General features: G+C 69.0%; 26 protein-coding genes and 1 tRNA gene. 12 read left to right on the plus strand and 15 right to left on the minus strand.

What is annotated here, in order from left to right; translation table 11 throughout:
* The coding region (locus RH864_RS04110) for a DUF7507 domain-containing protein (RefSeq protein ID WP_449224126.1) at window positions 1-574 on the plus strand (574 nt) is incomplete at its 5' end.
* Window positions 575-680: 106 nt separating this feature from the next.
* Here the strand turns inward: RH864_RS04110 and dhaK are convergent.
* The 6 genes from dhaK to RH864_RS04140 all read right to left on the minus strand — a co-directional run bounded on the left by dhaK (window position 681) and on the right by RH864_RS04140 (window position 5,550).
* Window positions 681-1,676, minus strand: a complete 996-nt coding sequence (dhaK, locus tag RH864_RS04115) for a dihydroxyacetone kinase subunit DhaK (protein ID WP_310516241.1) — start codon at window positions 1,674-1,676, stop codon at window positions 681-683.
* A gap of 20 nt (window positions 1,677-1,696) precedes the next feature.
* Window positions 1,697-2,341 carry a dihydroxyacetone kinase subunit DhaL gene (gene dhaL, locus RH864_RS04120; RefSeq protein WP_310516242.1) on the minus strand — a complete coding sequence of 215 codons (645 nt, stop codon included), beginning with the start codon at window positions 2,339-2,341 and terminating at the stop codon, window positions 1,697-1,699.
* Window positions 2,338-3,135: an HAD-IA family hydrolase gene (locus tag RH864_RS04125; protein ID WP_310516243.1), complete on the minus strand. Its 798-nt coding sequence runs from the start codon at window positions 3,133-3,135 to the stop codon at window positions 2,338-2,340. Before RH864_RS04125 ends, dhaL begins: the two co-directional genes overlap by 4 nt.
* A gap of 2 nt (window positions 3,136-3,137) precedes the next feature.
* Window positions 3,138-3,998: a class II fructose-bisphosphate aldolase gene (locus RH864_RS04130; protein WP_310516244.1), complete on the minus strand. Its 861-nt coding sequence runs from the start codon at window positions 3,996-3,998 to the stop codon at window positions 3,138-3,140.
* Between the two features lie 102 nt (window positions 3,999-4,100).
* Complete coding sequence (locus tag RH864_RS04135; RefSeq protein ID WP_310516245.1) at window positions 4,101-5,384, minus strand: GAF domain-containing protein; 1,284 nt, start codon at window positions 5,382-5,384, stop codon at window positions 4,101-4,103.
* Between the two features lie 84 nt (window positions 5,385-5,468).
* Window positions 5,469-5,550 (minus strand) — tRNA-Leu (locus RH864_RS04140).
* Window positions 5,551-5,678: 128 nt separating this feature from the next.
* Here RH864_RS04140 and RH864_RS04145 point away from each other — a divergent pair.
* Genes RH864_RS04145 through RH864_RS04155 form a run of 3 tightly spaced genes read left to right on the plus strand, consistent with a single transcriptional unit; the run spans window position 5,679 to window position 8,699 of the window.
* Window positions 5,679-6,902 carry a CpaF family protein gene (locus RH864_RS04145; RefSeq protein ID WP_310516246.1) on the plus strand — a complete coding sequence of 408 codons (1,224 nt, stop codon included), beginning with the start codon at window positions 5,679-5,681 and terminating at the stop codon, window positions 6,900-6,902.
* Window positions 6,899-7,768, plus strand: a complete 870-nt coding sequence (locus RH864_RS04150) for a type II secretion system F family protein (RefSeq protein ID WP_310516247.1) — start codon at window positions 6,899-6,901, stop codon at window positions 7,766-7,768. The genes RH864_RS04145 and RH864_RS04150 overlap by 4 nt, the downstream gene beginning before the upstream one ends.
* A gap of 7 nt (window positions 7,769-7,775) precedes the next feature.
* Entirely contained in the window at window positions 7,776-8,699 is a 924-nt protein-coding gene (locus tag RH864_RS04155) for a type II secretion system F family protein (RefSeq protein WP_310516248.1), read from the plus strand.
* Between the two features lie 989 nt (window positions 8,700-9,688).
* On the opposite strand, the gene RH864_RS04160 is transcribed toward RH864_RS04155, so the two are convergent.
* A complete protein-coding gene (locus RH864_RS04160) occupies window positions 9,689-10,090 on the minus strand; it encodes an arsenate reductase ArsC (protein ID WP_310516249.1) in 402 nt (133 codons plus the stop codon).
* Between the two features lie 213 nt (window positions 10,091-10,303).
* Here RH864_RS04160 and RH864_RS04165 point away from each other — a divergent pair, with 213 nt between their 5' ends.
* Complete coding sequence (locus RH864_RS04165) at window positions 10,304-10,654, plus strand: metalloregulator ArsR/SmtB family transcription factor (RefSeq protein WP_310516250.1); 351 nt, start codon at window positions 10,304-10,306, stop codon at window positions 10,652-10,654.
* 341 nt (window positions 10,655-10,995) lie between these two features.
* Here the strand turns inward: RH864_RS04165 and RH864_RS04170 are convergent, their stop codons facing one another.
* Window positions 10,996-11,241, minus strand: a complete 246-nt coding sequence (locus RH864_RS04170) for a hypothetical protein (protein ID WP_310516251.1) — start codon at window positions 11,239-11,241, stop codon at window positions 10,996-10,998.
* Between the two features lie 105 nt (window positions 11,242-11,346).
* On the minus strand, window positions 11,347-11,631 hold the full coding sequence (locus tag RH864_RS04175; RefSeq protein ID WP_310516252.1) for a hypothetical protein: 285 nt from the start codon (window positions 11,629-11,631) through the stop codon (window positions 11,347-11,349).
* A 208-nt stretch (window positions 11,632-11,839) separates the two neighbouring features.
* On the opposite strand from RH864_RS04175, the gene RH864_RS04180 reads away from it, so the two are divergent.
* The 3 genes from RH864_RS04180 (at window position 11,840) to RH864_RS04190 (ending at window position 13,719) form a co-directional block, all read left to right on the plus strand.
* Window positions 11,840-12,328, plus strand: a complete 489-nt coding sequence (locus RH864_RS04180) for a hypothetical protein (protein WP_310516253.1) — start codon at window positions 11,840-11,842, stop codon at window positions 12,326-12,328.
* Window positions 12,329-12,419: 91 nt separating this feature from the next.
* The gene (locus tag RH864_RS04185; protein ID WP_310516254.1) at window positions 12,420-12,584 is read left to right on the plus strand and encodes a hypothetical protein; all 165 of its coding nucleotides are present in this window, start codon (window positions 12,420-12,422) and stop codon (window positions 12,582-12,584) included.
* A gap of 46 nt (window positions 12,585-12,630) precedes the next feature.
* Window positions 12,631-13,719 carry a fatty acid desaturase family protein gene (locus tag RH864_RS04190; protein ID WP_310516255.1) on the plus strand — a complete coding sequence of 363 codons (1,089 nt, stop codon included), beginning with the start codon at window positions 12,631-12,633 and terminating at the stop codon, window positions 13,717-13,719.
* Window positions 13,720-13,847: 128 nt separating this feature from the next.
* Here RH864_RS04190 and RH864_RS04195 read toward each other — a convergent pair whose 3' ends face one another.
* Window positions 13,848-14,084: a hypothetical protein gene (locus tag RH864_RS04195; protein ID WP_310516256.1), complete on the minus strand. Its 237-nt coding sequence runs from the start codon at window positions 14,082-14,084 to the stop codon at window positions 13,848-13,850.
* A 199-nt stretch (window positions 14,085-14,283) separates the two neighbouring features.
* Here RH864_RS04195 and RH864_RS04200 point away from each other — a divergent pair, with 199 nt between their 5' ends.
* Genes RH864_RS04200 through RH864_RS04215 form a run of 4 tightly spaced genes read left to right on the plus strand, consistent with a single transcriptional unit; the run spans window position 14,284 to window position 15,812 of the window.
* Window positions 14,284-14,460 (plus strand): hypothetical protein, encoded by a 177-nt coding sequence (locus tag RH864_RS04200; protein WP_310516257.1) that lies wholly within the window; start codon window positions 14,284-14,286, stop codon window positions 14,458-14,460.
* Entirely contained in the window at window positions 14,379-14,852 is a 474-nt protein-coding gene (locus tag RH864_RS04205) for a TadE/TadG family type IV pilus assembly protein (RefSeq protein ID WP_310516393.1), read from the plus strand. The genes RH864_RS04200 and RH864_RS04205 overlap by 82 nt, the downstream gene beginning before the upstream one ends.
* Window positions 14,827-15,297: a TadE family protein gene (locus tag RH864_RS04210; protein ID WP_310516258.1), complete on the plus strand. Its 471-nt coding sequence runs from the start codon at window positions 14,827-14,829 to the stop codon at window positions 15,295-15,297. Before RH864_RS04205 ends, RH864_RS04210 begins: the two co-directional genes overlap by 26 nt.
* A complete protein-coding gene (locus RH864_RS04215; protein WP_310516259.1) occupies window positions 15,294-15,812 on the plus strand; it encodes a pilus assembly protein TadG-related protein in 519 nt (172 codons plus the stop codon). The genes RH864_RS04210 and RH864_RS04215 overlap by 4 nt, the downstream gene beginning before the upstream one ends.
* A gap of 12 nt (window positions 15,813-15,824) precedes the next feature.
* Here RH864_RS04215 and RH864_RS04220 read toward each other — a convergent pair whose 3' ends face one another.
* The 5 genes from RH864_RS04220 to RH864_RS04240 all read right to left on the minus strand — a co-directional run bounded on the left by RH864_RS04220 (window position 15,825) and on the right by RH864_RS04240 (window position 21,127).
* Entirely contained in the window at window positions 15,825-16,667 is an 843-nt protein-coding gene (locus tag RH864_RS04220) for an ATP-binding cassette domain-containing protein (protein ID WP_310516260.1), read from the minus strand.
* Complete coding sequence (locus RH864_RS04225) at window positions 16,664-17,509, minus strand: ABC transporter ATP-binding protein (RefSeq protein WP_310516261.1); 846 nt, start codon at window positions 17,507-17,509, stop codon at window positions 16,664-16,666. Before RH864_RS04225 ends, RH864_RS04220 begins: the two co-directional genes overlap by 4 nt.
* Window positions 17,506-18,369 (minus strand): ABC transporter permease, encoded by an 864-nt coding sequence (locus tag RH864_RS04230; protein ID WP_310516262.1) that lies wholly within the window; start codon window positions 18,367-18,369, stop codon window positions 17,506-17,508. The genes RH864_RS04225 and RH864_RS04230 overlap by 4 nt, the downstream gene beginning before the upstream one ends.
* A complete protein-coding gene (locus RH864_RS04235) occupies window positions 18,366-19,448 on the minus strand; it encodes an ABC transporter permease (protein ID WP_310516263.1) in 1,083 nt (360 codons plus the stop codon). Before RH864_RS04235 ends, RH864_RS04230 begins: the two co-directional genes overlap by 4 nt.
* Window positions 19,449-19,537: 89 nt before the next feature.
* Window positions 19,538-21,127, minus strand: a complete 1,590-nt coding sequence (locus tag RH864_RS04240; protein WP_310516264.1) for an ABC transporter substrate-binding protein — start codon at window positions 21,125-21,127, stop codon at window positions 19,538-19,540.
* Between the last annotated feature and the right edge of the window lie 26 nt (window positions 21,128-21,153).

Raw genomic sequence — 21,153 nt, forward strand, 5'->3', positions numbered from 1 at the left:
CGACCGCGACGCCGGTGAGGTCGTGAACACCGCGACCACCACGGGCACGCCGCCGAGGGGCCCGGACGTGACGGACGTCGACGACCACGAGCAGCCGGTGCCCCAGGCGCCCGGCATCCAGCTCGTCAAGACCGGTTCGCTGACCGACCGCGTGATCTCGTACGAGTTCACGGTCACGAACACCGGCGACGTGACGCTCACCGAGGTCTCGATCTCGGACGAGCTCGCAGGCCTGTCGGAGATCGTGTTCGGTGAGTGGCCGGCCGAGGCCGGTGTGCTCGCGCCGGGCGAGTCGGTGACCGCGACGGCGACCTACCGGGTCACCGACGCGGACCGCGCGACCGGTTCCGTCACCAACTCCGCGACCGCCACCGGCCTCCCCCCGGCCGGCCCCGCGGTCACGGACGGCGACGACGTGACGGTGTCGACCCCGGCACCGCCGGCGAAGCCTGCGGCGCCCCTCGCCGACACGGGCTTCGACGGTGAGCGTCTCATCGGCGTCGGCGTGCTCGCCGCGCTGACGCTGCTCGCCGGAGCCGGTGCGCTGGTGCTCCAGCGTCGCGCTCGCGCCTGACGCGCCTGCGCCTGACGCGCCTGCGCCTGACGCACACGCGCTGAAGACGGAGACCCCCGCGGCTGATGCCGCGGGGGTCTTCGTCTGCCGTCGCGACCGCGCCGCCTCAGAAGATGCGCACGCCCGCCTCGGCCGGAGCCTCGAGCAGGCGCTCGATCTCGTCGTCGAGCTTGACGAGCGTGAGTGACGCGCCGGCCATGTCCAGCGACGTGCAGTACTCGCCGACGTAGCTGCGCGCCACCGTGATGCCGCGGCGCTCGAGCTCCTCGTGCGCGTGTCCATAGGCGACGTAGAGCTCGCTGATCGGCGTGCCGCCGAGCCCGTTGATCATGAGCGCGACCCGGTCGCCCTGCTCGTACGGCAGGTCGGCCACGACCGGTTCGAGCAGGATGTCGACGAGCTCGTCCGAGGGCACGATCTTGGCGCGCCTGCGGCCGGGCTCGCCGTGGATGCCCACGCCGATCTCGATCTCGTCGTCGCCGAGCTCGAACAGGGGCGAGCCCTTCGCGGGCGGGGTGCACGCGGTCAGCGCGAGTCCCATCGTGCGCGTCACCGAGTTCACCTTCTCGCCGATGCGGATGAGCTCGTCGAGGTCCGCGCCGGCCTCCGCGGCCGCGCCGACGGCCTTGATCACGAAGAAGTTGCCCGCCACGCCGCGGCGGCCGACGGTGTACGTCGAGTCCTGCACGGCGACGTCGTCGTCGATGAACAGCGTCCTGACCTTCACGCCGTCGGCCTCGCTCATCTCCTGCGCCATGTCGAACGCCATGCGGTCGCCCGTGTAGTTGTTCACGAGCAGCAGCACACCTTTGGGCGAGTTCAGGAGCTTCGTCGACTCGTACACATAGTCCATGGGCGGCGCTGAGAACACGTCGCCCGGACACGCGCCATCGAGCATCCCCTTGCCGACCGCCATGACGTGCGCGGGCTCGTGACCCGATCCCGAGCCCTGGATGATCGAGACCTTGTCGTCGCGCGGGGCATCCGATCGCATGATGAGGTTGTACGCGGGAACGTAGGTGAGCGTGTCCGGGTTCGCGAGCGCGAGTCCCTTGAGCATCTCGGGCACGAACTGCTGCGGGTCGTTGACGAACTTCTTCATGTGACTGTCCTCCACTGGTCTCAGGCGTTCGGGTTCCTGGCAGGCCATTCCGCGGCGATCGCCTCGGCGATCACGGCGATCGCGACCGCGCCGGCATCGGGCGACCCGATGCTGCGCTCGCCCGTGTACGCGGCGCGGCCTCGTCTGGCGATCATGGGCGTCGTCGCGTCGGCCGCACGTCGTGCGGCCTCGGCCGCCGCGACGAGCACGGCGCCGGACTCCTCCTCGGCGGCCAGGGCCGCCTCGATCGCGTCGGTCATCGGGGCGAGCGCGTCGAGCAGCGTCTTGTCGCCGAGCTCCGCGTTGCCGCGCGCCTTGATGCCCTCGATCGACGCCCGGAGCATCGCGACCGCGTCGGCGCCGGAGAGGTCGGTCCTGCCCTTCGCGACCGAGGCCGCCCTGAGGAACGCCGTCCCCCAGATGGGGCCCGACGTGCCGCCGATCCGGCTGCTGATCGCGATGCCGATCTTCTGCAGGAACGTGCCGATGTCGGTGCGGTCGTAGCCGTCCCAGTCCTTCAGCACGATCTCGAACCCGCGCGCGAGCGAGTAGCCGAAGTCGCCGTCGCCCACGACCGAGTCCAGGTCGCCGAAGTACTTCTCGTTGTCCACCGCGGTCTGCGCGATGGTCCGGACGACGAACTCGGTGTCGTCGACGCTCGTCATGGGTGCTCCTTGCCGGGCTGTGGGCGCTCGCGCGCGAGGATCCGTTCGAGGTCGGCGAGGCCCAGCTCGGGCCCAGGGACGAGGTCGAGCGGATCGGCGATGACCTCGGCGATCTCGGTGTCGTCGCCGAGCGACGACACCACGAGCGATGCGCCCGTGAAATCCTCGTCGCGCGTGTAGCTGCTGACGGTCACGAGCGTCCGGAGCCCGGCCGCGACGGCCGCCTCGACGCCGTTGCCGCTGTCCTCGATCACCACGGTCGTGTCGGGATCGGCGCCGAGCTCGTGAAGCGCGAGCAGGTAGATGTCGGGGGCGGGCTTCTTGCGCGGCACGATGTCGCCCGCGAACACCCGGAACCTGGCCGCGAGCTCGCGGCCGACCGCGTGTTCGAGCACGGCTTTCACGGATGCCTCGGCCGAGGTCGAGGCGACGGCGAGGCGCCACCCCGCGGCATCCGCCTGGCCCGCGAGACGTGCGATGCCGGGCCGCGCCGGGAGCGCGCCCGATTCGACCAGCTCGGTGTAGACGGCCGTCTTGCGGCGGTGCCACTGCGCGAGGACGTCGCGCTGACCGTCCTCGTCGGCCGGCAGGCCGTTCGCGGCGACGAACTCGGGCGTCAGCAGACTCGCCATACGCTCCTTGCCGCCGCCGATGCGGAGCTTCACCGCGTATTCGTCGTCGCTCCAGTGCACCGGCAGGCCGAACTCGGCGAACGTCTCGTTGAACGCGGGCAGGTGCCCCGTGCGCTCGGTGTCGGCGAGCACGCCGTCGCAGTCGAAGATGAGGGTCGGCATGATCACCAGGCCTTGCCCGCGCTGCCGAACGTTCCGGCCAGCGCCGTGGTCAGCGCGACGATGTGCGAACGCACATCGGCGAACAGCGACGGCGGATCCCACTTGTCCGCGGCCTCGGCGCCCTTGAGGAAGGCGAGGCTCGACCGCATGAACTCGATCTTCAGCGCGGTCGAGATGTTGACCTTGGCGCAGCCGCGCGAGATCAGGTCGTGGAACTGCGCGTCGGTCATGCCGCTGCCGCCGTGCAGGGCGATCGGCGTGCCGGTCGCCTCGACGAGCGCCGTCACCCGCTCGAAGTCGAGGTCGGGCGATGACGAGTAGACGCCGTGCGCGTTGCCGATCGAGGGTGCGAAGACGTCGACGCCGGTCTCCCGGATGAACGTGATCGCGGTGTCGAGACTCTGCCGCCGGGTCTCGGTGTCGCTGCCGATGCCGTCCTCGACGCCTCTGATCGTCTCGATCTCGCCCTCGACGTGTGCGCCGTGCCGGCGGGCCTCGGCGACGACCTCGATCGTCTGCCGCTGATTCTCCTCGACCGGGAGCGTCGACGCGTCGAACAGCACCGAGTTCCAGCCGCGCTCGAGACAGTCGGTGATGACCTGCCGCTCGGGGCAATGATCGAGGTGGAGGGTCACCGGCACGTCGATGCCGGCGGTCATCGACTCCCACATGCCGAACAGCACGTTCAAGCCGATGGACTTCACGGTCTTGACCGAGGTCTGCACGATCACGGGCGAACGGGCCTCGACCGCGCCCGCGAGCACCGCCTCGAGCGTGAGATCGTTCACGATGTTGATGGCGGGAACCCCGTACCGGCCCTCGAAGGCCCGGTCCACGATCTCGCGCAGTGAGACGACAGCCATGCGAACGCCCTCCTCGCCGTCGGGCTCAGGCTACGAGCGGGGCGCCGCCGCCGACAGGCGTGGTTTCCCCCACGCGGGATGGGGAGTTCCACGCCGGTGCGGTCAGTGCTGGTGCGCGTGCGACGCGGACCGGCTCGCGAGCATGGTGCGGTTCGCCGCGCCGGTCTTCCGCAGGATGGCGCCCACGTGCTTCTCGACGGTCCGCACCGAGATCCGCAGGTCGGCCGCGATGCGCTTGTCGGGCATGCCGCGTTCGACGAGCGCGCGGACCTGTTGCTCGCGAGGAGTCAGATGGTCGGCGTGCAGCTCGTCGGGGCCGTGCGCCGCCGCGAGCCGGCTGAGGACCTCGGCCGACATGAGGGACTCGCCGCGGGCCGCGGCGAGCACGGCGCGTGCGAGCTCACCGGGATCGGCTCCGTACTCGACGAACGCCACGGCGCCGATACGCGCCGCGCCGCGCACGCGCTCGTCGTCGAGGTCGTGGATGAGGAGCACGACGGCGGCGCGCGCGTCGGCGGCTCGCAGATACGACGTGAGCTGCAGTCCGTCGATGTGCGGCAGGTCGAGGTGGGCGAGCACGACGTGCGGGCGCAGGAGCGTGTACGCCTCGAGCGCCTGCGCCGCGTCACCGGCCTCGCCGACGACCTGGACACCGGGTTCGAGGCTGCCGAGCAGTCGCACGAGGCCGGCCCGGACGAGCGGGCTCTCGTGGACGACGAGCACGCGCCAGCGCAGGCGGGTCGCGATCGCCGCGGTCGCTGGCGGGAGGTGGAGCGCCGCTGCCTGCCCGAGGCCGAGCACCTCGCGCACGACCCGTTCGCGTTCGGCGAGCACGGCCGCCTCGCGCTCGCGGCGATTGACGAGCGCGTGCAACCGGGCGTTCGTGATGGCGATCGCGGCGTGTGTAGCGAACAACTCCACCAGCGTGACATCCGCCTCGGTGAACCGGCGACCGGGTTCGCGGCTGAACACGACGCAGCTGCCGATGATGGCCTCGCCCCAGCGGATGGGGACGCCGATCACGCCGTGCAGCGACGCGCGGTCGCGCGCGGCGATGTGTCCGCCGCTGACGTCGGCGTACTCGTCGAAGACCACCGAGCCCCGCGCACGCACGATCGCGCCGGTCACACCCTCATCGAGGGGGAACGTCTGCCCTGAGAGGCAGCCGACACCGAGGTCGACCTCCTTGCGGTACGTCCCGGCCACCTCGTCGACCGTGCAGATCGAGCCGCTGTCGCAGCCCAGGAGCTCCATGGTGTGCCTGAGGATGCGCTCGAGCAGCGGCTCGAGCGCGAACTGGCCGGCGAGGTCGGTCGCGAGCGCGGCGAGCGCCTCGAAGCGTGCGTCGTCGCCGGGGGACGGACGGGTACGTTCCAGGTGGGCCATTGCGACGATCCTCATCGATGGTCGGCACGGCGATTCGCCTGATCACATCATGCGCCACCGAGCGGCGCGCGCACCACCGAAGAGTGCGGAAGGAGGGACTTGAACCCTCACGCCCGAAGGCACAGGAACCTAAATCCTGCGTGTCTGCCGATTTCACCACTCCCGCGAGTGCCCGCCCAGTCTAGGCGGCGCGGCGCCACGCGACAGGCGGCAGCCCGACACGGTCGGCGCGGTCGGGCGCCCATTGTGGATAACTTCGGGGCGAGGCATCCGCTTCTCGGCATCATGGGGCGCATGTCCGATCCGGTCCGCAGCATCGCCGAGCAGGTGCGCACCCGCGTGCTGCGCGAGGGCGTCGACCTCGGCGGTGACGAGGCGCTCGCGGCGGACTACGCGCGTGACGAGGTGCGCCGGTACAACGAGCTCGCGCTCGGCGGCCGGCACGACGCGTTGGGCGACGAGGTCGCGGCCGAGCGCGAGGTCGTCGCGGAGCTCGCGGGCTACGGCGCACTCCAGCCGTTCTTCGACGACCCGAACGTCGAAGAGCTCTGGATCAACGGTCCCCGGCGCGTATTCGTCGCGCGCGAGGGCGTGCCCGAGCTCACGAACGTCATGCTCTCCGAGCACGAGGTGCGCGAGCTGGTCGAGCGGATGCTGCAGCACTCCGGCCGGCGGGTGGATCTCTCGTCGCCGTTCGTGGACGCGTCGCTGCCCGACGGCTCCCGCCTGCACGTCGCCATCCCCGACGTGACCAGGGAATGGGCCGTCAACGTGCGGAAGTTCCAGCAGCGCATCCGCACCCTGTCCCAACTCGTCGAACGCGAGGCGCTCAGCCGTGAGGCCGCCGAGTTCCTGCGCATGTGCGTGCTGGCCGGCGCCAACGTGCTCGTCTCCGGCGCGACGCACACCGGCAAGACCACCATGCTCAACGCGCTCATGTCGTCGATCAGGAGCCACGAGCGCGTGATCACCGTCGAGGAGACGTTCGAGCTCGACCTCGACGTGCGCGACCTCGTCGCCATGCAGTGCCGCCAGCCGAGCCTGGAGGGCACCGGAGAGATCACGCTCCGCCGGCTCATCAAGGAGGCGCTGCGCATGCGGCCCGACCGTCTGCTCGTGGGCGAGGTGCGTGAGGCCGAGAGCCTCGACCTGCTCATCGCGCTGAACTCCGGCCTGCCCGGCATGTGCACCATCCACGCCAACACGGCCGCCGACGCGCTCGCCAAGCTGTGCACGCTCCCGCTGCTCGCGGGCCGCAACATCGATGCCGCGTTCGTCGTCCCGACCGTCGCGAGCTGCATCGACGTCGTCGTCCATCTCGCGATCGACCGGCACGGGGTGCGCCGGGTCGAGGAGATCGCGGTGACCACGGGCAAGGTCGACGACGGCACGGTCGTGGCGGGCACAGTGTTCATGCGCCGGGGGCGCCGGCTCCGCGCGACGGGTGCGAGGCCCGAGCGGCTCAGCAAGCTCCGATTGGCCGGGTTCGACCCGGAGATCGTGCTGGCCCGTTCGTGAGCCTCATCCTCGGTGCCGCGCTGGGCCTCGGACTGCTGCTCACGGTCTCGCCCCTCGTCTGGCCGGCCTCACGCGCCGCGCCCCGTCGGCATCGGCTGCGCGTCCGATGGGAGGCGATGCGCGACGAGTTGCGACTCGCGGGGCTCGGGTCGGTTCCGGTCGTCGTGGTCGGCACCGTCGCCATCATCTTCGGTGCGGTCTCCGCCGCGATCGTGCACGCGGTGCTCGGCCTGTCCGCGCTCACGTTCGTCGGGGGCATCCTGGGCCTCGCGATCGTGCCGGCCGCGGTGCACGTGCGAGCACGAGCGCGTCGCGCGGCGAACCGCGCCGTCTGGCCCGAGGTCGTCGACCATCTCGTCGCCGGGGTGCGTGCCGGCATGTCGCTGCCCGACGCGATCGGCTCGCTCGCGACACTCGGGCCTGCGGCGACGCGCGCACCGTTCGCGGCGTTCGACGAGGAGTACCGGCGCAGCGGGGTGTTCGCGCCCGCCCTCGACGCGCTCAAGTCGCGGCTCGCCGACCCGGTCGCCGATCGCATCCTCGAGACGCTGCGCATGGCGCGCGAGGTGGGCGGCACCGAGATCGTCCACGTGCTGCGGAACCTGTCGACGTATCTGCGGGAGGATGCGGCGGTGCGGGCCGAGGTCCGTGCCCGCCAGTCGTGGACCAGGAACGCCGCGAAGCTCGGCGTCGCCGCGCCCTGGATCCTGCTCGTGCTGCTCGCGACGAAGCCGGAGACGTTGCAGGCGTACGAGACTCCCGCCGGCTCGGCCCTGCTGCTCGTCGGACTCGTGGTGAGTGTCATCGCCTACCGGGCCATGATCGCGCTCGGTCGCATCCCGGGGGAGCGGCGGTGGTTCCAGTGATGCGGCGGTGGTCCCGGTGAACAGCGCGGCCGCGCTCGCGATCGTCGCGGGTGCCGCACTCGGGCTCGGACTCTGGTTGGTCGTCGCGTCGGTCCCGCGATTCGGGCGGCCTCGGCTGATGCAGCGCGTCGCGCCCTACCTGGCGGATGTCTCGGACGTGGCCCGCGAGAGTCTCATCCGCCGCACGACCGACCCCGCGCCCGTGCTCGGGGTCGTCGCCGTTCCGCTCGTGCGGGGTGCACGCGGGCTGCTCGCTCAGCTGCTCGGCGGCGACGAGCTCGTGCGCCGGCGGTTGCGGCAGGCCGGGTCCGCCGCGGACGCGGACCGCTTCCGCGGCGAGCAGCTCGCGTGGGCGGCCGGCGCCTTCTGCGTGGCCTCCGCGGTCGTGCTCATGGCACCGTCCGCGCAGACCCTCCCCGCGCTCGCGCGCGTCATGGTGCCGTTCATCGCGGCCGCGTTCGGCGCCGCGTTCCGCGACTGGCTGCTGCAGCGTGCCGTCAGTCGGCGCCTCGCACGGATCAGCTCCGAACTGCCGACCGTGCTCGAGCTCCTGACCCTGAGCCTGACCGCGGGCGAGAACATCCTCGACGCGATCCGGCGGATCGCCCGCGCCGGCAACGGCGAGCTCTCCCGCGAGCTCGGCGACGTGGTGGCCGCGGTCGGCGCCGGTGTCCCTCTCCCGGTGGCGCTGCGTTCGCTCCGCGACGACCTGGGGCATCCGGCCCTCTCGCGCGCGCTCGACCAGGTCCTCGGCGCGCTCGAGCGGGGCGCGCCGCTCGCCTCGGTGCTGGCCGCGCAGGCCGGCGATGCACGGGCCGAGGCCAAGCGCACGGTCATCGAGCTCGCCGGGCGCAAAGAGATCGCGATGCTGCTTGCTACTCGTTTGGTTTCCGCTCTGCGCTTCGAAGAGTCTCGGGTCGATGCTGCCTGAAATCTTGATGGTCTCGGGAGCGCCGTTGCGTACGGCGTCGATGTAGACGCGAACGTCGAGAAGCTCGATGATGTCGCGTCGTTGGGCAGGAGGCATGTCCGCGAGCCTTCCCTTGGCCCTCTCGGCAAGTCGCGCCAGGTCGGTGAGCCTCTGGGCGCTCTCCTGCCGTTGAGCCTTCACGGAGGTCATCGCGGCGAGTCGCTCACGCAGGTCGGCCAGCTCGCCCTTGAAGCGTTCAACGCGGGCGTGGTGGTCAGCAGGGTCGTCGGCCAGGTACATGTCGTCCATAGCGCGAGACAGCGCACGCTCGATCTTCGCGGCCTGGCGTTCAAGCGCTGCGATCATCGAGCTGTCGTCCGTGAGGTCGGAGTCGTCGGGAAGCTCAAGCCACTTCTTCGCCATCGCTTCAAGTCGGGCAGGGTCGCCGAGCAGCGCGGCGATCTCACTCCAGACGGGACCATCGATCAGCTCCGCGCGGACCTCGCTGCACGTGCACTTCTCTTGACGTCACCAGCCAGGCCGCGGCGTTTGGTACCGTCGCGATCCTCGGCGCCTCGACCGCTTCCGACGGGCGGCTGACGATTCAAACGTCCTCGGCTGGCATTCCCAATATGTCGCTACGGGCCGACACGGTGGGTGGGTCCTCGAATCTCACTCTGGGCAGGGTAGGCGCTCGTGAGAACGGCAGGCATCTTCTGTCGTGGCGGGCTCCGGACGGCATGAGGAACGTATACGGCCGCTTGGACGGCGGTGAGCTCTCGATCGCCACCCTCAACCCAGGCGGAGGCATCCCTCAGGGCCGCGTCTCCACATCTGGGACGGTCGCGGGAGCGATGCCTCTGTGGAGCTTCGGCTACCACCGAGAGATCGACGACACGACCGACCGTGCGATTCACCGCTGGGTCGCGAACGCCTACGGCGTCCCGCTCGCCGCATGACAGACAGAAGCGCCCCCTCTCACCTTCGGGTGGGAGGGGGCGCTTTCGTCGTCACGCGCGGACGAGGGCTGTGAGCAGTGCTTCGACTCGGCCACGGATATCGTCGCGGATAACTCGAACGGCTGCGAGATCCTTGCCGGCGGGATCGTCCAACTCCCAGTCTTCGTAGCGCTTGCCAGGGAACACTGGACACGCGTCACCGCAGCCCATGGTGATTACTGCATCGGACTCGCGCACGGCGTCAACGGTCAGCACCTTCGGCTGCTCAGCGGTGAGGTCGATGCCGACCTCCCGCATCGCGTCGATGGCGACGGGATTGATCTGGCCTGCGGGCTCCGATCCCGCCGAGAGGACTTCGACGCGGCCCTCTGCGAGCTCACGCATGTAGGCAGCTGCCATCTGAGAGCGTCCTGCGTTGTGGACGCAAACGAACAGCACGGTGGGAGTTTGCATAGTGGTCCTCCAGGGGCGGGCTGGTCGCCGCCTTCCGGCGGCGACCAGCTGATGATCAGCAGCAGCCGGGTCCGCAGTACTCCTCGGAGCCGGGCGGGCAGATCGTCGGGTCACAACATTCGTTCATGACGTTACCTCCTCCATCGACCAACGTCGATGAATGGAGTATGAACGCATGCATCGATGATTGTCAATGTATGCCAAACTTGCCGCATGCCGACCGTTGAGCTCATCCCGATTCGCGACCTGCAGGCGTGCTGTTCGCCGATCACTCGCGCGGCGATCAGTGAGGACAATGCGCTGTCCCTCGCGCACGCCCTAAAGGCTGTGGCTGACCCAGCGCGCCTTCGACTGCTGTCAATGGTTGCCGCTCATGCCGACGAAGAAGCGTGCGTATGCGACCTCACGGAACCGCTGGGACTGTCGCAGTCGACCGTGTCGCATCACCTCAAGATCCTTGTGGATGCCGGCCTGCTCAGTCGCTCGAAGCGTGGCACCTGGGCGTACTACCGTCTGGTGCCCGGAAGCCTCGACTCGATCGCCTCACTTCTCGTCACCGTCTGAATCAGCCGGGTCGGGAATCGCCGCAACCAGTCGTCCGCCGTTCTCGCCGGCGGCTCTCCGGCCTGACTAGCGCGTGGCGGGTAGCTCGCCGGTAAATGGTCCTAGGCTTCCTGGCTCACCCGAGGCGCATGGCTCGTCGAGGGCCTGCGGGCCAGATGTCGTAGAACGCCGCCGGGTGGATGTGACTCGGGGGGCTGGGTCACGATCACCCTTTTCACCGTTGAGCGAGAGGGGCTTTGTCGTGCGGCTAGGCAGTGAGAGCGGCGCAAATCTGGTCTCGGCCGAGGCGTCCTCGGCGTCCGCAACTACAGGGCCGCGGTGCCCGGGGCTGGGGTGGGGCGTTACTCTTCGCCCGAGCCGTGTTGCCGGTTCCAGATGCGGCCCGTGGCCTGTTGCCATCGCCCTATCCGGCCTTCGTGCTCTCGGTCTGCCTGGTCTGCTTCGGCGCGGTTGCCAGCCTCTTCGGCGCGGTTGCCAGCCTCTTCGGCGCGTGATGACGTCTCGGCTGTCGGGTCGGCGCCATGCCAGTGCTCGTGTCGCGCGGATTCCCAACCCCGATCGTCGTCGCGGGTGTGCTTGTCGTCCATGTTCGGGAGCCTAGCTGCGCAGGATGTGGGTGTTCCCAGGTCAGGCGATGTCAACCGCGCGCGTCGCGGCGTCGTTCCCGTGGGCGCCGCCGCTCACGATCCTGGTCACATGTCGAGTTCGAAGTCCCAGGTGAGGTCCAGGGAGCTGAGAGGTCTCGATGCGGCGTCTGCGCCATCGGCCCCTTCGTCGTCTCGTTCGTAGATATCGATTCGCATTCGGGTGGCCTCGCCGACGAACACGCTCGTGGTGTGTCCCGGCTGGTACGGGAGGTCGACGAAGCCTCCGCCTTCATGAGCCACCTCGGTGATCTTCGCCTTGAGTGCTTCGACGTCCGAGTCTTGCGGCAGGTGATGGTCTCGGCCATCGACGGTGAGCGTGGAGAACAGCATGGAAGCCAAGTGTCCATGTGCAAACCCGCGAGCGAAAGGCGGTTGACTTCGGAACTCCACGGGTTGCCCCTTTCGAGGATGGGCCGGCAACGCGGGTCGTCGAGGTCGGTCTCGTCGGCCACAGTCTCACCACGTCGAGCGATGCAACCTCACAGCCACACCGGTGGGAGCTGGGAGCGCCCACATGTTGCGGACCTACGATCCGGAAATGAGTACAGATCAGAACAACGATGCACCGGCAGGCCCCTTCGAACGGGGAAGCGACTCATTTGAGCCGTTCGCCGTAAGCCAGATTCTCCTGAACGACCTACCGTCCGTGTTGGGCACGATCGACGCGCCCGAGCGGTACACTGTTACAGCGGTCTTCACTCGCCGCCCTCTGCCGCTGGAACTCGAACTCCTCGCCAGCCCCGCGACGCAAGCGTTGCTCTCCGACGCAGGCTACCCCTCGGTAGGGCTCACGACCGCGGACCGCCGCCTTTTCATCACGAACACGAACTTGAGCGAGCTTCGGCAAGGGCTCGCTCTCGTCATCGGGCGCATCCTTGACGGGATCGGGGCGCGCGCAGCTGAGACTCGTCGCTCGCAAGCTCGCGAGGCGGCCGAGCTTGCGAAGCGTGCCGCTGAGCGGGTCGAGCGTGTCGTCGCCGAAGCATCACAGATCGATTTCTCGCCCCACAATCCACACTACAACTGAGCTCGTAGGGTCGCCGGGCGCGGTGCTGCACGCAACATCGAAAAAGTCAAGGCGCAAGTAGTTCCCTCCCGGCCGCCGTACGCTCCGAGCTATGTGGACGCTGATTATCGTTCTGCTCGTCGGTTGGGCGATCCTAACGGTCGTCGGGTTCGTCTTCGAGGGTCTTCTGTGGCTCGCCGTGATCGGCCTCATCCTGTTCATCGGCACCCTGATTATCGGCATCATTCGCCAGCGCGTACGGACACCTCCCGCGTAATCGCGTCGGGCGATCCTCACGCGACACCCGCCAGAGATTGGGCATCATGAACTCCGACATCGTCCCTGCGCGCCAGGTGAGCGACCGCCCGCGGGACCATGTGCAGGCTTCCGCCTTCACCGATCTCGCTCGCCTCGTCAAGGACGCCGGACTGATGCGACGCCGGTACGGCTACTACTGGACGAAACTCATCGGCGTTCCGATCATCCTGGCCGCTTCCATTGTGCTCTTCATCTGGATCGGGGACACCTGGTGGCAGATGTTCACCGCGGTAGGCTTCGCGGTCCTGTTCACGCAGATCGCGTTCCTCGGCCACGACGCCGCTCACCGGCAGATCTTCCGGTCAGGCAAGTGGAACGATTGGACCAGCCTCGTTCTCGGTGGGTTCGTCGGGATGAGCTATGGCTGGTGGCAGCACAAGCACACCCGTCATCACGCCAATCCGAACCAGATCGGCGTCGATCCCGACCTCGACCTCCCGGTGATCGCGTTCACGCCCCAACAGGCTGCCCGCGAACGTGCAGCCGTCCTCCGCTGGCTCATCAGCCACCAGGGAGCCTTCTTCTTCCCAATCTTGCTGCTCGAGGGTCTCTCGTTACATGCCTCGAGCGTGCGGCGGGCGCTGTCCCGGGACCCCCTGCCGCACCGCCACGTCGAGATCATGTTCCTCGCCGTGCGCATCATCGGCTTCCTGGTGCTGGTGATCTCGGTGTTGTCACCCGCCAAGGCCGCGGTGTTCTTGGCGATCCAGCTCGGCCTGTTCGGCTTCTACATGGGGATGTCCTTCGCACCGAACCACAAGGGCATGCCCCAAGTACCGAAGGGACAGAAGCTCGACTTCCTCAGCCGGCAAGTACTCATGAGCCGGAACATCCGCGGCGGACGAGCGCTCGACATCGCGATGGGAGGGCTCAACTACCAGATCGAGCATCACCTGTTTCCGTCGATGCCTCGTCCTCACCTCCGACGGGCGGCGGCGATCATCGAGGCGTACTGCCGCGAACGCGAGGTCACCTACACCCGGACCACGCTCTTGCAGTCGTACGGGATCGTCTTCCGGTACATAAACCGAGTCGGCCTCGGTGAGCGCGACCCCTTCGAATGCCCCCTCCTCGTTCAGCGCGCGACGATCTAAGAATCCAAACAGCTCGACGACGCGGATAACGGCGATCTTCCGGGAGCGGTCGAACTGCAGCCACGTGTCGCGTTGGACCTGTCGAAGTTTCGGCTGCCAGTACCGCACAGCCTGAGAGTACGGCGCGCCTACGACGCCGGCGGGAGCCAATCGGGGTCAGGGTCGCGAAGAGACGGATCAGCGGGGATGTAGGCGCGGTAGGTGGTGTGCGGACCGGTCGGCGCCATATCGCCCTTACCGATCGGGCGAACGGTGTGGTCTTTCAGGTAAACCCAGTCGAGTTCTCGTTCGTGAAGCGACTCGGTAGCCTCCACGACTTCGACGACCCCGCGCCAATCGCGAGAGTGCAACACCACTTTAACCATGCTCTGATCGTATGTCGGCGGGCCTGACGCACGCTGACTGGGCGGGATAAGGCGGAGGCATTCAGTCGAAGTCAGCGAAGGCGCCAGCCTCATCTGCCCTGTTGCGGCACGTCGCGTTCGCCCTCTTCCCGGGCTACGCGGTCCTCCAGGCGGGGCTCTGACCCGACACGACCACACGCCATGACCGAAGGGATGCCTCATGAGACGACTGCTGGAGCGGCGACGCGACGAGCGCGGCGACGTGCCGGGCTGGGTGCTGATCACGCTGATGACCGCGGGGCTCATGATCACGATCTGGGTGCTCGCGGGGCCGGCGCTCACCCAGGTGTTCGAAGAGGCGATGGACAACGTGCTCAACCAGTCGTCGACGCCGTAGCGACGCGGCCGGAGCTCCGCGATGAGCGCGGCTCCGCGGTCGCCGAGTTCTCGCTCGTCGCCGTGCTGCTCGTGGCCCTCCTCCTCGCGGTCCTGCAGCTCGCGTTCGCGCTGCACGTGCGGAACACGCTGGCCGACGCGGCCGCCGAGGGCGCCAGGTACCGAGCGCTCGTCGGCGTGACCGACGCCGACGGGGTTCAGCGGACGAGAACGCTCATCGCGACCGCGCTCGGCGAAGCGTACGCGCGCGACGTCGCCCTCACGAGGTCCGGGTCAGGTGGCGACGAGGTCATCGAGGTGACCGTGCGCGCGCCGCTTCCGGCTCTCGGCCTGCTCGGCCCCGCGAACGCCATGGAGGTGACGGGGCGTGCGACCGTCGAACCGTTGGACTGATCGCGTCCGCGACCTGGGCGACGAACGTGGTGCGGCCGCGCTGGAGTTCCTGACGGCCGGGATCGTGCTGTTGGTCCCGCTGGTCTACGTCGTCCTTGCACTCGCTGCGGTGCAGGCCGGCACGTTCGCCATCGAAGGGGCCGCACGACACGCGGCCCGGGTCGCGGTGCTGGCCGCCGACGACGGCGCCGCGCGAGCGGCGGTCGAGCGCACCGCACGGACCGTGCTCGAGGACGCAGGCCTGGACGCCGGCGCCGCCTCGGTCGAGCTCTCGTGCGAACCCGAGGACGCGTGCGCGTCCGCCGGCGCCCGCATACGGGTGCAGGTCGCGGCGCTGGTCACCCTCCCGCTCGTGCCCGATCTGTTCGGTCTCGGTCTCGGCACCGTTCGTGTCGATGGCGTCGCGACGCAGACCGTTTCGAAGTACGCGGGGGCGGGTCGATGAGTGAGTGGCAGGCGTGCGGTCGGGCACGCGTCGCATGGCGGACACGGCTCGGCGACGAGACCGGTTCCACGCTGCCGCTGATCGTCGGGTTCGCCGCGCTCGCCGCCGCGCTCATCCTCGTGATCACCGCGGCCTCGTCGCTCTACCTCGAACGCAAGCGGCTCCTCACGGTCGCCGACGGCGCCGCGCTCGCCGCGGCCGAGGCGTGGTCGTTCGAGGCGACGGCCGGGGCGACGGCCGGCGGGACGAGGGAAGCGGCGGCGGCCGACGGCGAGGCCGCACCCGAGGTCACCTTCGACGCGGCCGAGCTCGAACGCGCGGTCTCCGACTACCTCGACGCGGCCGACGCCGCGGCGCAGTTCCACGAGCTCCGGCTCATCAGCGTGGAGAGCGCGGACGGGCGCGGCGTCGCGGTCGCCCTCGCCGCAAGCTGGCGCTGGCTGGGCGACGGCGGTCTCATCCCGGTCGCGGTGCCGCTCGAGGTCGTCGGCACCGCGCGCTCCATCATCCGCTGACCCGAGCCAGCATCACGAAGCCGCGCGCACGGTCGGCACCGGCGAGCCGGCTCCGACCTCCAGGAGGTGCTGGCGTCGCGCTCGCTCCACGACCGGATCGGGGATCGGCACGGCATCGAGGAGCGAACGCGTGTACGGATCCTTCGGGCGCTCGAAGATCTCCTCGCGCGTACCGGATTCGACCGCGACTCCGTGGTGCATGACGACGACCCGCTCGCAGAGATGACGAACGACCGCGAGATCGTGCGCGATGAAGAGCAGGGAGAGCCCGAGATCGCGTTGAAGGTCCTTCAACAGGTTGAGCACCTGCGCCTGTACCGAGACGTCGAGCGAGGAGACGGGCTCATCGCAGATGAGGAGCTGGGGACCCACCGCCATCGCGCGCGCGATGGCGATGCGCTGACGCTGGCCGCCCGAGAACGAGCGTGGATAGCGCTTGAGGTCGACCGCACCGAGTCCCACCTGTTCGAGGATCTCCACGACCCGTGCCCGGCGACGCGAGGCGTTCCGCTCGATCCCATGCACCAGCAAGCCTTCGCCCACGAGCTCTTCGACGGTCATTCTCGGGCTGAGCGAGGCGAACGGATCCTGGAAGACCATCTGGACGTCGCGGCGGATCCTGCGCTTGGTGGCCGACGATGCCCCGACGATCTCCGTGCCGTTCAACGTGACGCTTCCCCGGTCGGGATCGATCAGCCCGGCCACGCACCGCGCCAGGGTCGACTTGCCGGAGCCGGACTCGCCGACGACGCCGAGGGTGGCACCCGCGTCGAGGTCGAAGCTCACCGCGTCGACGGCCCGCCGTTCGCTTCCCGGGAACTGTTTGGTGACGTCCGTCACGCGCAAGAGCGTCATGCGACCTCCTCGTTGAAATCGTCCACCGACAGCAGGCGGCGGTCCGGATCGCCGTCGATCCGCGGCACGGCGCCGAGCAGCCCGCGCGTGTAGGGATGGCTCGGGCGGGCGAAGAGCTCGTCGACGCGGTTCCGCTCGACGACCGAGCCGTGGCGCATCACGACGACCTCCTCGGCGAATCCCGCCACGATCCCGAGGTCGTGAGTGATGAGGAGGATGCTCATGCCGCGCTCGTCGGCGAGGCTCCGCAGGAGCTCGAGCACCTGGGTCTGCACCCGGACGTCGAGCGCCGTCGTGGGCTCGTCGGCGATGAGGAGTTCGGGCTCCGCGATCACCGCGATCGCGATCACGACGCGCTGCCGCATCCCGCCCGAGAACTCGTGCGGGTAGTCGTCGAATCGGCGGGCCGCGTCGCGCACCCCGAGACGTTCGAGCAGTTCGATCCCCCGCTCGCGGGCCTCGCGTTTCGGCACGCCGCGGATGACGAGCGGTTGCATGATCTGCCAGCCGATGCGCATGACCGGGTTGAGCGAGGTCAGGGGGTCCTGGAACACCAGACCCACTTTCGAGCCGCGAACGGATCGGAGCGTCCGGTGGCCTGCGCCGATGAGCTCCTCTCCGTCGAGCGCGATGCTTCCCGAGTATCCGGCGTCCTGGTCGAGCTGGAGGATCGACCGCGCGGTCACCGATTTCCCGGATCCCGACTCGCCGACCAGGGCGACGCGTGCGCCGCGCTCGACGCGGAGGTCGATGCCGTGCACGACCTCCGCCCGGCCTTCGGCCGTCGGATAGGTCACCCTGAGGTCCGTGATCTCGAGCATCGCCCGATCGACACCGCTCATCGCGCCGCCCCTTCTCGTAGCGTCGGGTCGCGCTTGACCCGGATCCAGTCTCCGGCGAGGTTGAACGAGATGGCCGTGATGGCGATCGCGAGCCCGGGGAAGAGGAGGGACCACCAGCCGTTCGTCACGTTCCCCGCGGCCGCGGCGATCATCGCACCCCACTCCGGCGACGGAACCTGCGCGCCGACGCCGATGAAGGACAATCCCGAGATGACGAGCATGACGGCCGCGACGTCGAGCGTGACCTGCACGTACATGGCATCGAGCGAGTTGGGCAGGATGTGCTTGCGGACGAGGCGCCAGCGGCTCGCGCCGAGCGCGGTCGCCGCCTCGACGTACTCGGCGTGCTTGACCTCGCGTACGACCGAGCGGACGAGTCGCGCGTAGCCCGGCCACCAGGTGGCCGCGACCGCGATGACCGCCGACTCGAGCCCGGGGCCGAGCGCGACGGCGAACCCGAGCGCGAGGATGATCGACGGCAGCGCGAGCCCGATGTCGGTGATGCGCATGAGCACCTCATCGACCACGCGGTTGCCGAGGGCGGCGATCGAGCCGACCGTGATCCCGATGACGAGCGTGATGACGAGCACGACGCCGGTTGCCGAGAGCGTGATCTGCGCGCCCGCGAGCACGCGGCTGAGCACGTCGCGCCCGTTCAGGTCGGTGCCGAACCAGTGCGCCGCGCTCGGCGGCTCGAGGGCGGCGGCGAGGTCGACCTTGTACGGGTCGTACGGCGCGATGAACGGGCCGATGATCGCGATGACGATGATCACGCCGATCACCCCGAGGGCGATCCGGTCGACGATGGGCGTTGGACGTCGTTTGGTCTTCTGGACCGCGATGGCGACGGTGTTCGTCATTGGACGCCCCTGTTCATCTCGGGCTGCGGGATGCGGGCGGCGAGCACGGCCGCGCCCGGGGCCTTCCGGGTGAAGGTGCCGTCACGGAGCCGGGGATTGATGCCGAGCTGCACGACGTCGACGATGAGGTTCGTCACCACGAACACCACGCCGATCACGACGATCGAGCCGATGACGGCGTAGAGGTCGTTCTGCAGCACGGCGTTGACCATGTACGCGCCGATGCCCTTCCGGTTGAACGTCGATTCGACGAGCACGCATGCGCCCAGCATCCAGCCGAGCTGCATGCCGAGGATCGTGCTCATCGGGATGAGCGCGTTCCGCAAGCCGTGCCGGACGACGACGCGGAGCTCGCCCGCACCGGTCGACCTCGCGAGCGTGACGTAGTCCGCGTCCAGCGCCGTGATCATGCTCGAGCGCACGGTCCTCGCGATGACCGCGATGAACGAGGCGGACAGGGTCACGGCCGGGAGGATGAGGTGGACGAGGGCCGAGCCGAACGCGACCGGATCGCCCGTGAGCAGCGCGTCGATCGTCGTCGCCCCCGTCACCACGGGAACCTGCATGCCGAAGTCGAGCTGGCCGTAGAGCGGGAGCCAGCCGAGCGTCACCGAGAAGACGAGCTGGAGGAGCAGCGCGAGCCAGAAGACGGGAAGCGCGGCACCGAGGAGCGCCAGCAGGCGAGCGGCGATATCCGCGGCTCGGCCTCGCCGGTACGCCGCGAGCACGCCGAGCGGGACGGCGATCGAGACGTTGATCACCATGGCCGCGACCACGAGCTCGATGCTCGAGGGGAGGACCTGCGCGATGTCCTCGAGCACGGGCCGCTGCGTGAAGACCGAGTTGCCGAGGTCGCCGGTGAAGACGCGGCCGAGGAACGAGAAGAACTGGACGATGAGCGGCTGATCGAGTCCGAGCTGTTGCCGGGCTGCGTCGACCTGCTCTGCCGTGGCGTTCCGGCCCGCGGCGGCGCGGGCGGGATCACCGGGCAGGATCTGCACCATGGCAAACGCCATGACGAGCAGGCCGAGCAGGACGACGGCGCTCAGTACGAGGCGTTGCGCGAGATATCGGATCACGGCCGCCTCCTTCCTGGTGCGGTGCGGATGTTGCGGATGCTGCGACCACCGTGTGCGGTGACCGGCGGTCACCGCACGCGGTGGGGCGGCTATTCGGCGAGCGTGATGGCGTACACGTCGACCGTCTGGTGGTGCCAGGACCGGTACTTGAAGCCCTGCACCCGGTCGTTGAAGACCGCGACCGTCTGCGCGTTCGCGAGGTTCACGCTCGCGATGTCGTCGGTGACGAGGTGCTGCACCTCCTCGTACTGCTCGCAGCGGAGCTCCTGGTCGGAGGTGACCTGTGCGGCGTTCGTCAGCTCGTCGACGCGGGGGTTCGAGTACCCGCCCCAGTTCTGGCTTCCGATCATCGACGAGTTGAAGTTCTGGTACAGGATGGCGCTCGTGTCGGGGAACGCGGGGAAGGCGTAGATCATGCCGAGCTGCGGCCGGGTCTCGGGCTTGGACGAGAGCTCGACGTACTGCGGGTAGGTGATCGCCTGGAGCTCGAGGTTGACGCCGATCTCGGCGAGGTTCGACTGCAGCAGCGCGGCAGCCTGCTCCATCTCGGCCGTCGCCTCGAGGTACGTCATGGTGACGGTCGTGCCCTCGAGCCCGTTCTCGTCGATGATCTGCGTGGCGCGGTCGAGGTCGAAGGTGGGCACCTCGAGGTCGTCCGCCACGCACTGCATGCCCGCGGGCACGACGCCGTTCACGGTCTGTCCGGCGCCGACGAGGATCGACTCGACGTGCTGGTCGTAGTCGTAGGCGTGGGAGATCGCCTCACGGAGTGCAGGGTTCGACGTCACGGGGTCGTCCATGTTGAAGAAGACGTAGAGCACGACGTTCGAGTCGGCCTTGTCGACCGTGAAGCCCTCGTTCGATTCGAAGGTCGCCCATTCGCGCGGGGTGATGTCCATCGCGATGTCGACGTCGCCGTTCGTGAGCGCCGAGCTTTGCGTCGAGGCCTCCGTGAGGTACCGGAACTCGATCGTCTCGGCCTGTCCGTCGAAGCCGCCCCAGTAGTCGGGGTACTGCGTGAATCTCGCCGACTGGTTGGCGCTGTACTCGGCGAGCTCGTACGGGCCCGAGCCGGCGTCGTTGCTCGCGAGCCAGGACTGGCCGGAGTCGCTGCCCTCGTGTTCGGACACGAGCGCCGAGTTGAGAACGTAGACCCTGGTGAGGGCAGCGAGGAACGGGGCGTCCGGCTGGCTGAGGGTGATCGAGACCTCGGTCTCCGAGATCGCCTCGGATGAGGCGTACGCCGTGAGGAACGCGGCGACGCCGATGCCGATGTCCGAGATCCGGTCGAGCGTGTACACGACGTCGTCCGCGGTGAGCGGGGCGCCGTCGTGGAACGTGACGTCGTCGCGCAGCGTGAGGTCGATCTTCGTCCCGTCCTCCGACACCGTCCACGAGTCGACGAGCTCGCCGGTGAGCTCGATGTTCTCGTCGTAGGTGAGGAGGCTGTTGTACGCGGGGATCACGACCTCGTCGACCGTCGAGTTGTCGGCCTGGACCGGATCGAAGGTCGCCGGGACCTCGTTCTCGGCGATGACGAGACTCGACTCGCGTGCCGTGTTCGAGGTCGTGCTGCCCGGCGTGCACGCGGCGAGCAGCGCAGCGACGCCGATGACCGCGGCGATGGTGAGCGGCAGGCGGCCGCGACCCGGACGTGATCGCCGGGACAGGGATGACACGGTCTGAGTGTTCAACATCAGGACTC

The organism is Agromyces aerolatus (genome assembly GCF_031432255.1).
GTDB lineage: Bacteria > Actinomycetota > Actinomycetes > Actinomycetales > Microbacteriaceae > Agromyces.

Coding starts and splice junctions, on each gene's coding strand:
- dhaK (WP_310516241.1), bottom strand. CDS start 1,676: ATGAAGAAGTTCGTCAACGACCCGCAGCAGTTCGTGCCCGAGATGCTC.
- dhaL (WP_310516242.1), bottom strand. CDS start 2,341: ATGACGAGCGTCGACGACACCGAGTTCGTCGTCCGGACCATCGCGCAG.
- RH864_RS04125 (WP_310516243.1), bottom strand. CDS start 3,135: ATGCCGACCCTCATCTTCGACTGCGACGGCGTGCTCGCCGACACCGAG.
- RH864_RS04130 (WP_310516244.1), bottom strand. CDS start 3,998: ATGGCTGTCGTCTCACTGCGCGAGATCGTGGACCGGGCCTTCGAGGGC.
- RH864_RS04135 (WP_310516245.1), bottom strand. CDS start 5,384: ATGGCCCACCTGGAACGTACCCGTCCGTCCCCCGGCGACGACGCACGC.
- RH864_RS04145 (WP_310516246.1), top strand. CDS start 5,679: ATGTCCGATCCGGTCCGCAGCATCGCCGAGCAGGTGCGCACCCGCGTG.
- RH864_RS04160 (WP_310516249.1), bottom strand. CDS start 10,090: ATGCAAACTCCCACCGTGCTGTTCGTTTGCGTCCACAACGCAGGACGC.
- RH864_RS04165 (WP_310516250.1), top strand. CDS start 10,304: ATGCCGACCGTTGAGCTCATCCCGATTCGCGACCTGCAGGCGTGCTGT.
- RH864_RS04170 (WP_310516251.1), bottom strand. CDS start 11,241: ATGGACGACAAGCACACCCGCGACGACGATCGGGGTTGGGAATCCGCG.
- RH864_RS04175 (WP_310516252.1), bottom strand. CDS start 11,631: ATGCTGTTCTCCACGCTCACCGTCGATGGCCGAGACCATCACCTGCCG.
- RH864_RS04180 (WP_310516253.1), top strand. CDS start 11,840: ATGAGTACAGATCAGAACAACGATGCACCGGCAGGCCCCTTCGAACGG.
- RH864_RS04185 (WP_310516254.1), top strand. CDS start 12,420: ATGTGGACGCTGATTATCGTTCTGCTCGTCGGTTGGGCGATCCTAACG.
- RH864_RS04190 (WP_310516255.1), top strand. CDS start 12,631: ATGAACTCCGACATCGTCCCTGCGCGCCAGGTGAGCGACCGCCCGCGG.
- RH864_RS04195 (WP_310516256.1), bottom strand. CDS start 14,084: ATGGTTAAAGTGGTGTTGCACTCTCGCGATTGGCGCGGGGTCGTCGAA.
- RH864_RS04200 (WP_310516257.1), top strand. CDS start 14,284: ATGAGACGACTGCTGGAGCGGCGACGCGACGAGCGCGGCGACGTGCCG.
- RH864_RS04215 (WP_310516259.1), top strand. CDS start 15,294: ATGAGTGAGTGGCAGGCGTGCGGTCGGGCACGCGTCGCATGGCGGACA.
- RH864_RS04220 (WP_310516260.1), bottom strand. CDS start 16,667: ATGACGCTCTTGCGCGTGACGGACGTCACCAAACAGTTCCCGGGAAGC.
- RH864_RS04225 (WP_310516261.1), bottom strand. CDS start 17,509: ATGAGCGGTGTCGATCGGGCGATGCTCGAGATCACGGACCTCAGGGTG.
- RH864_RS04230 (WP_310516262.1), bottom strand. CDS start 18,369: ATGACGAACACCGTCGCCATCGCGGTCCAGAAGACCAAACGACGTCCA.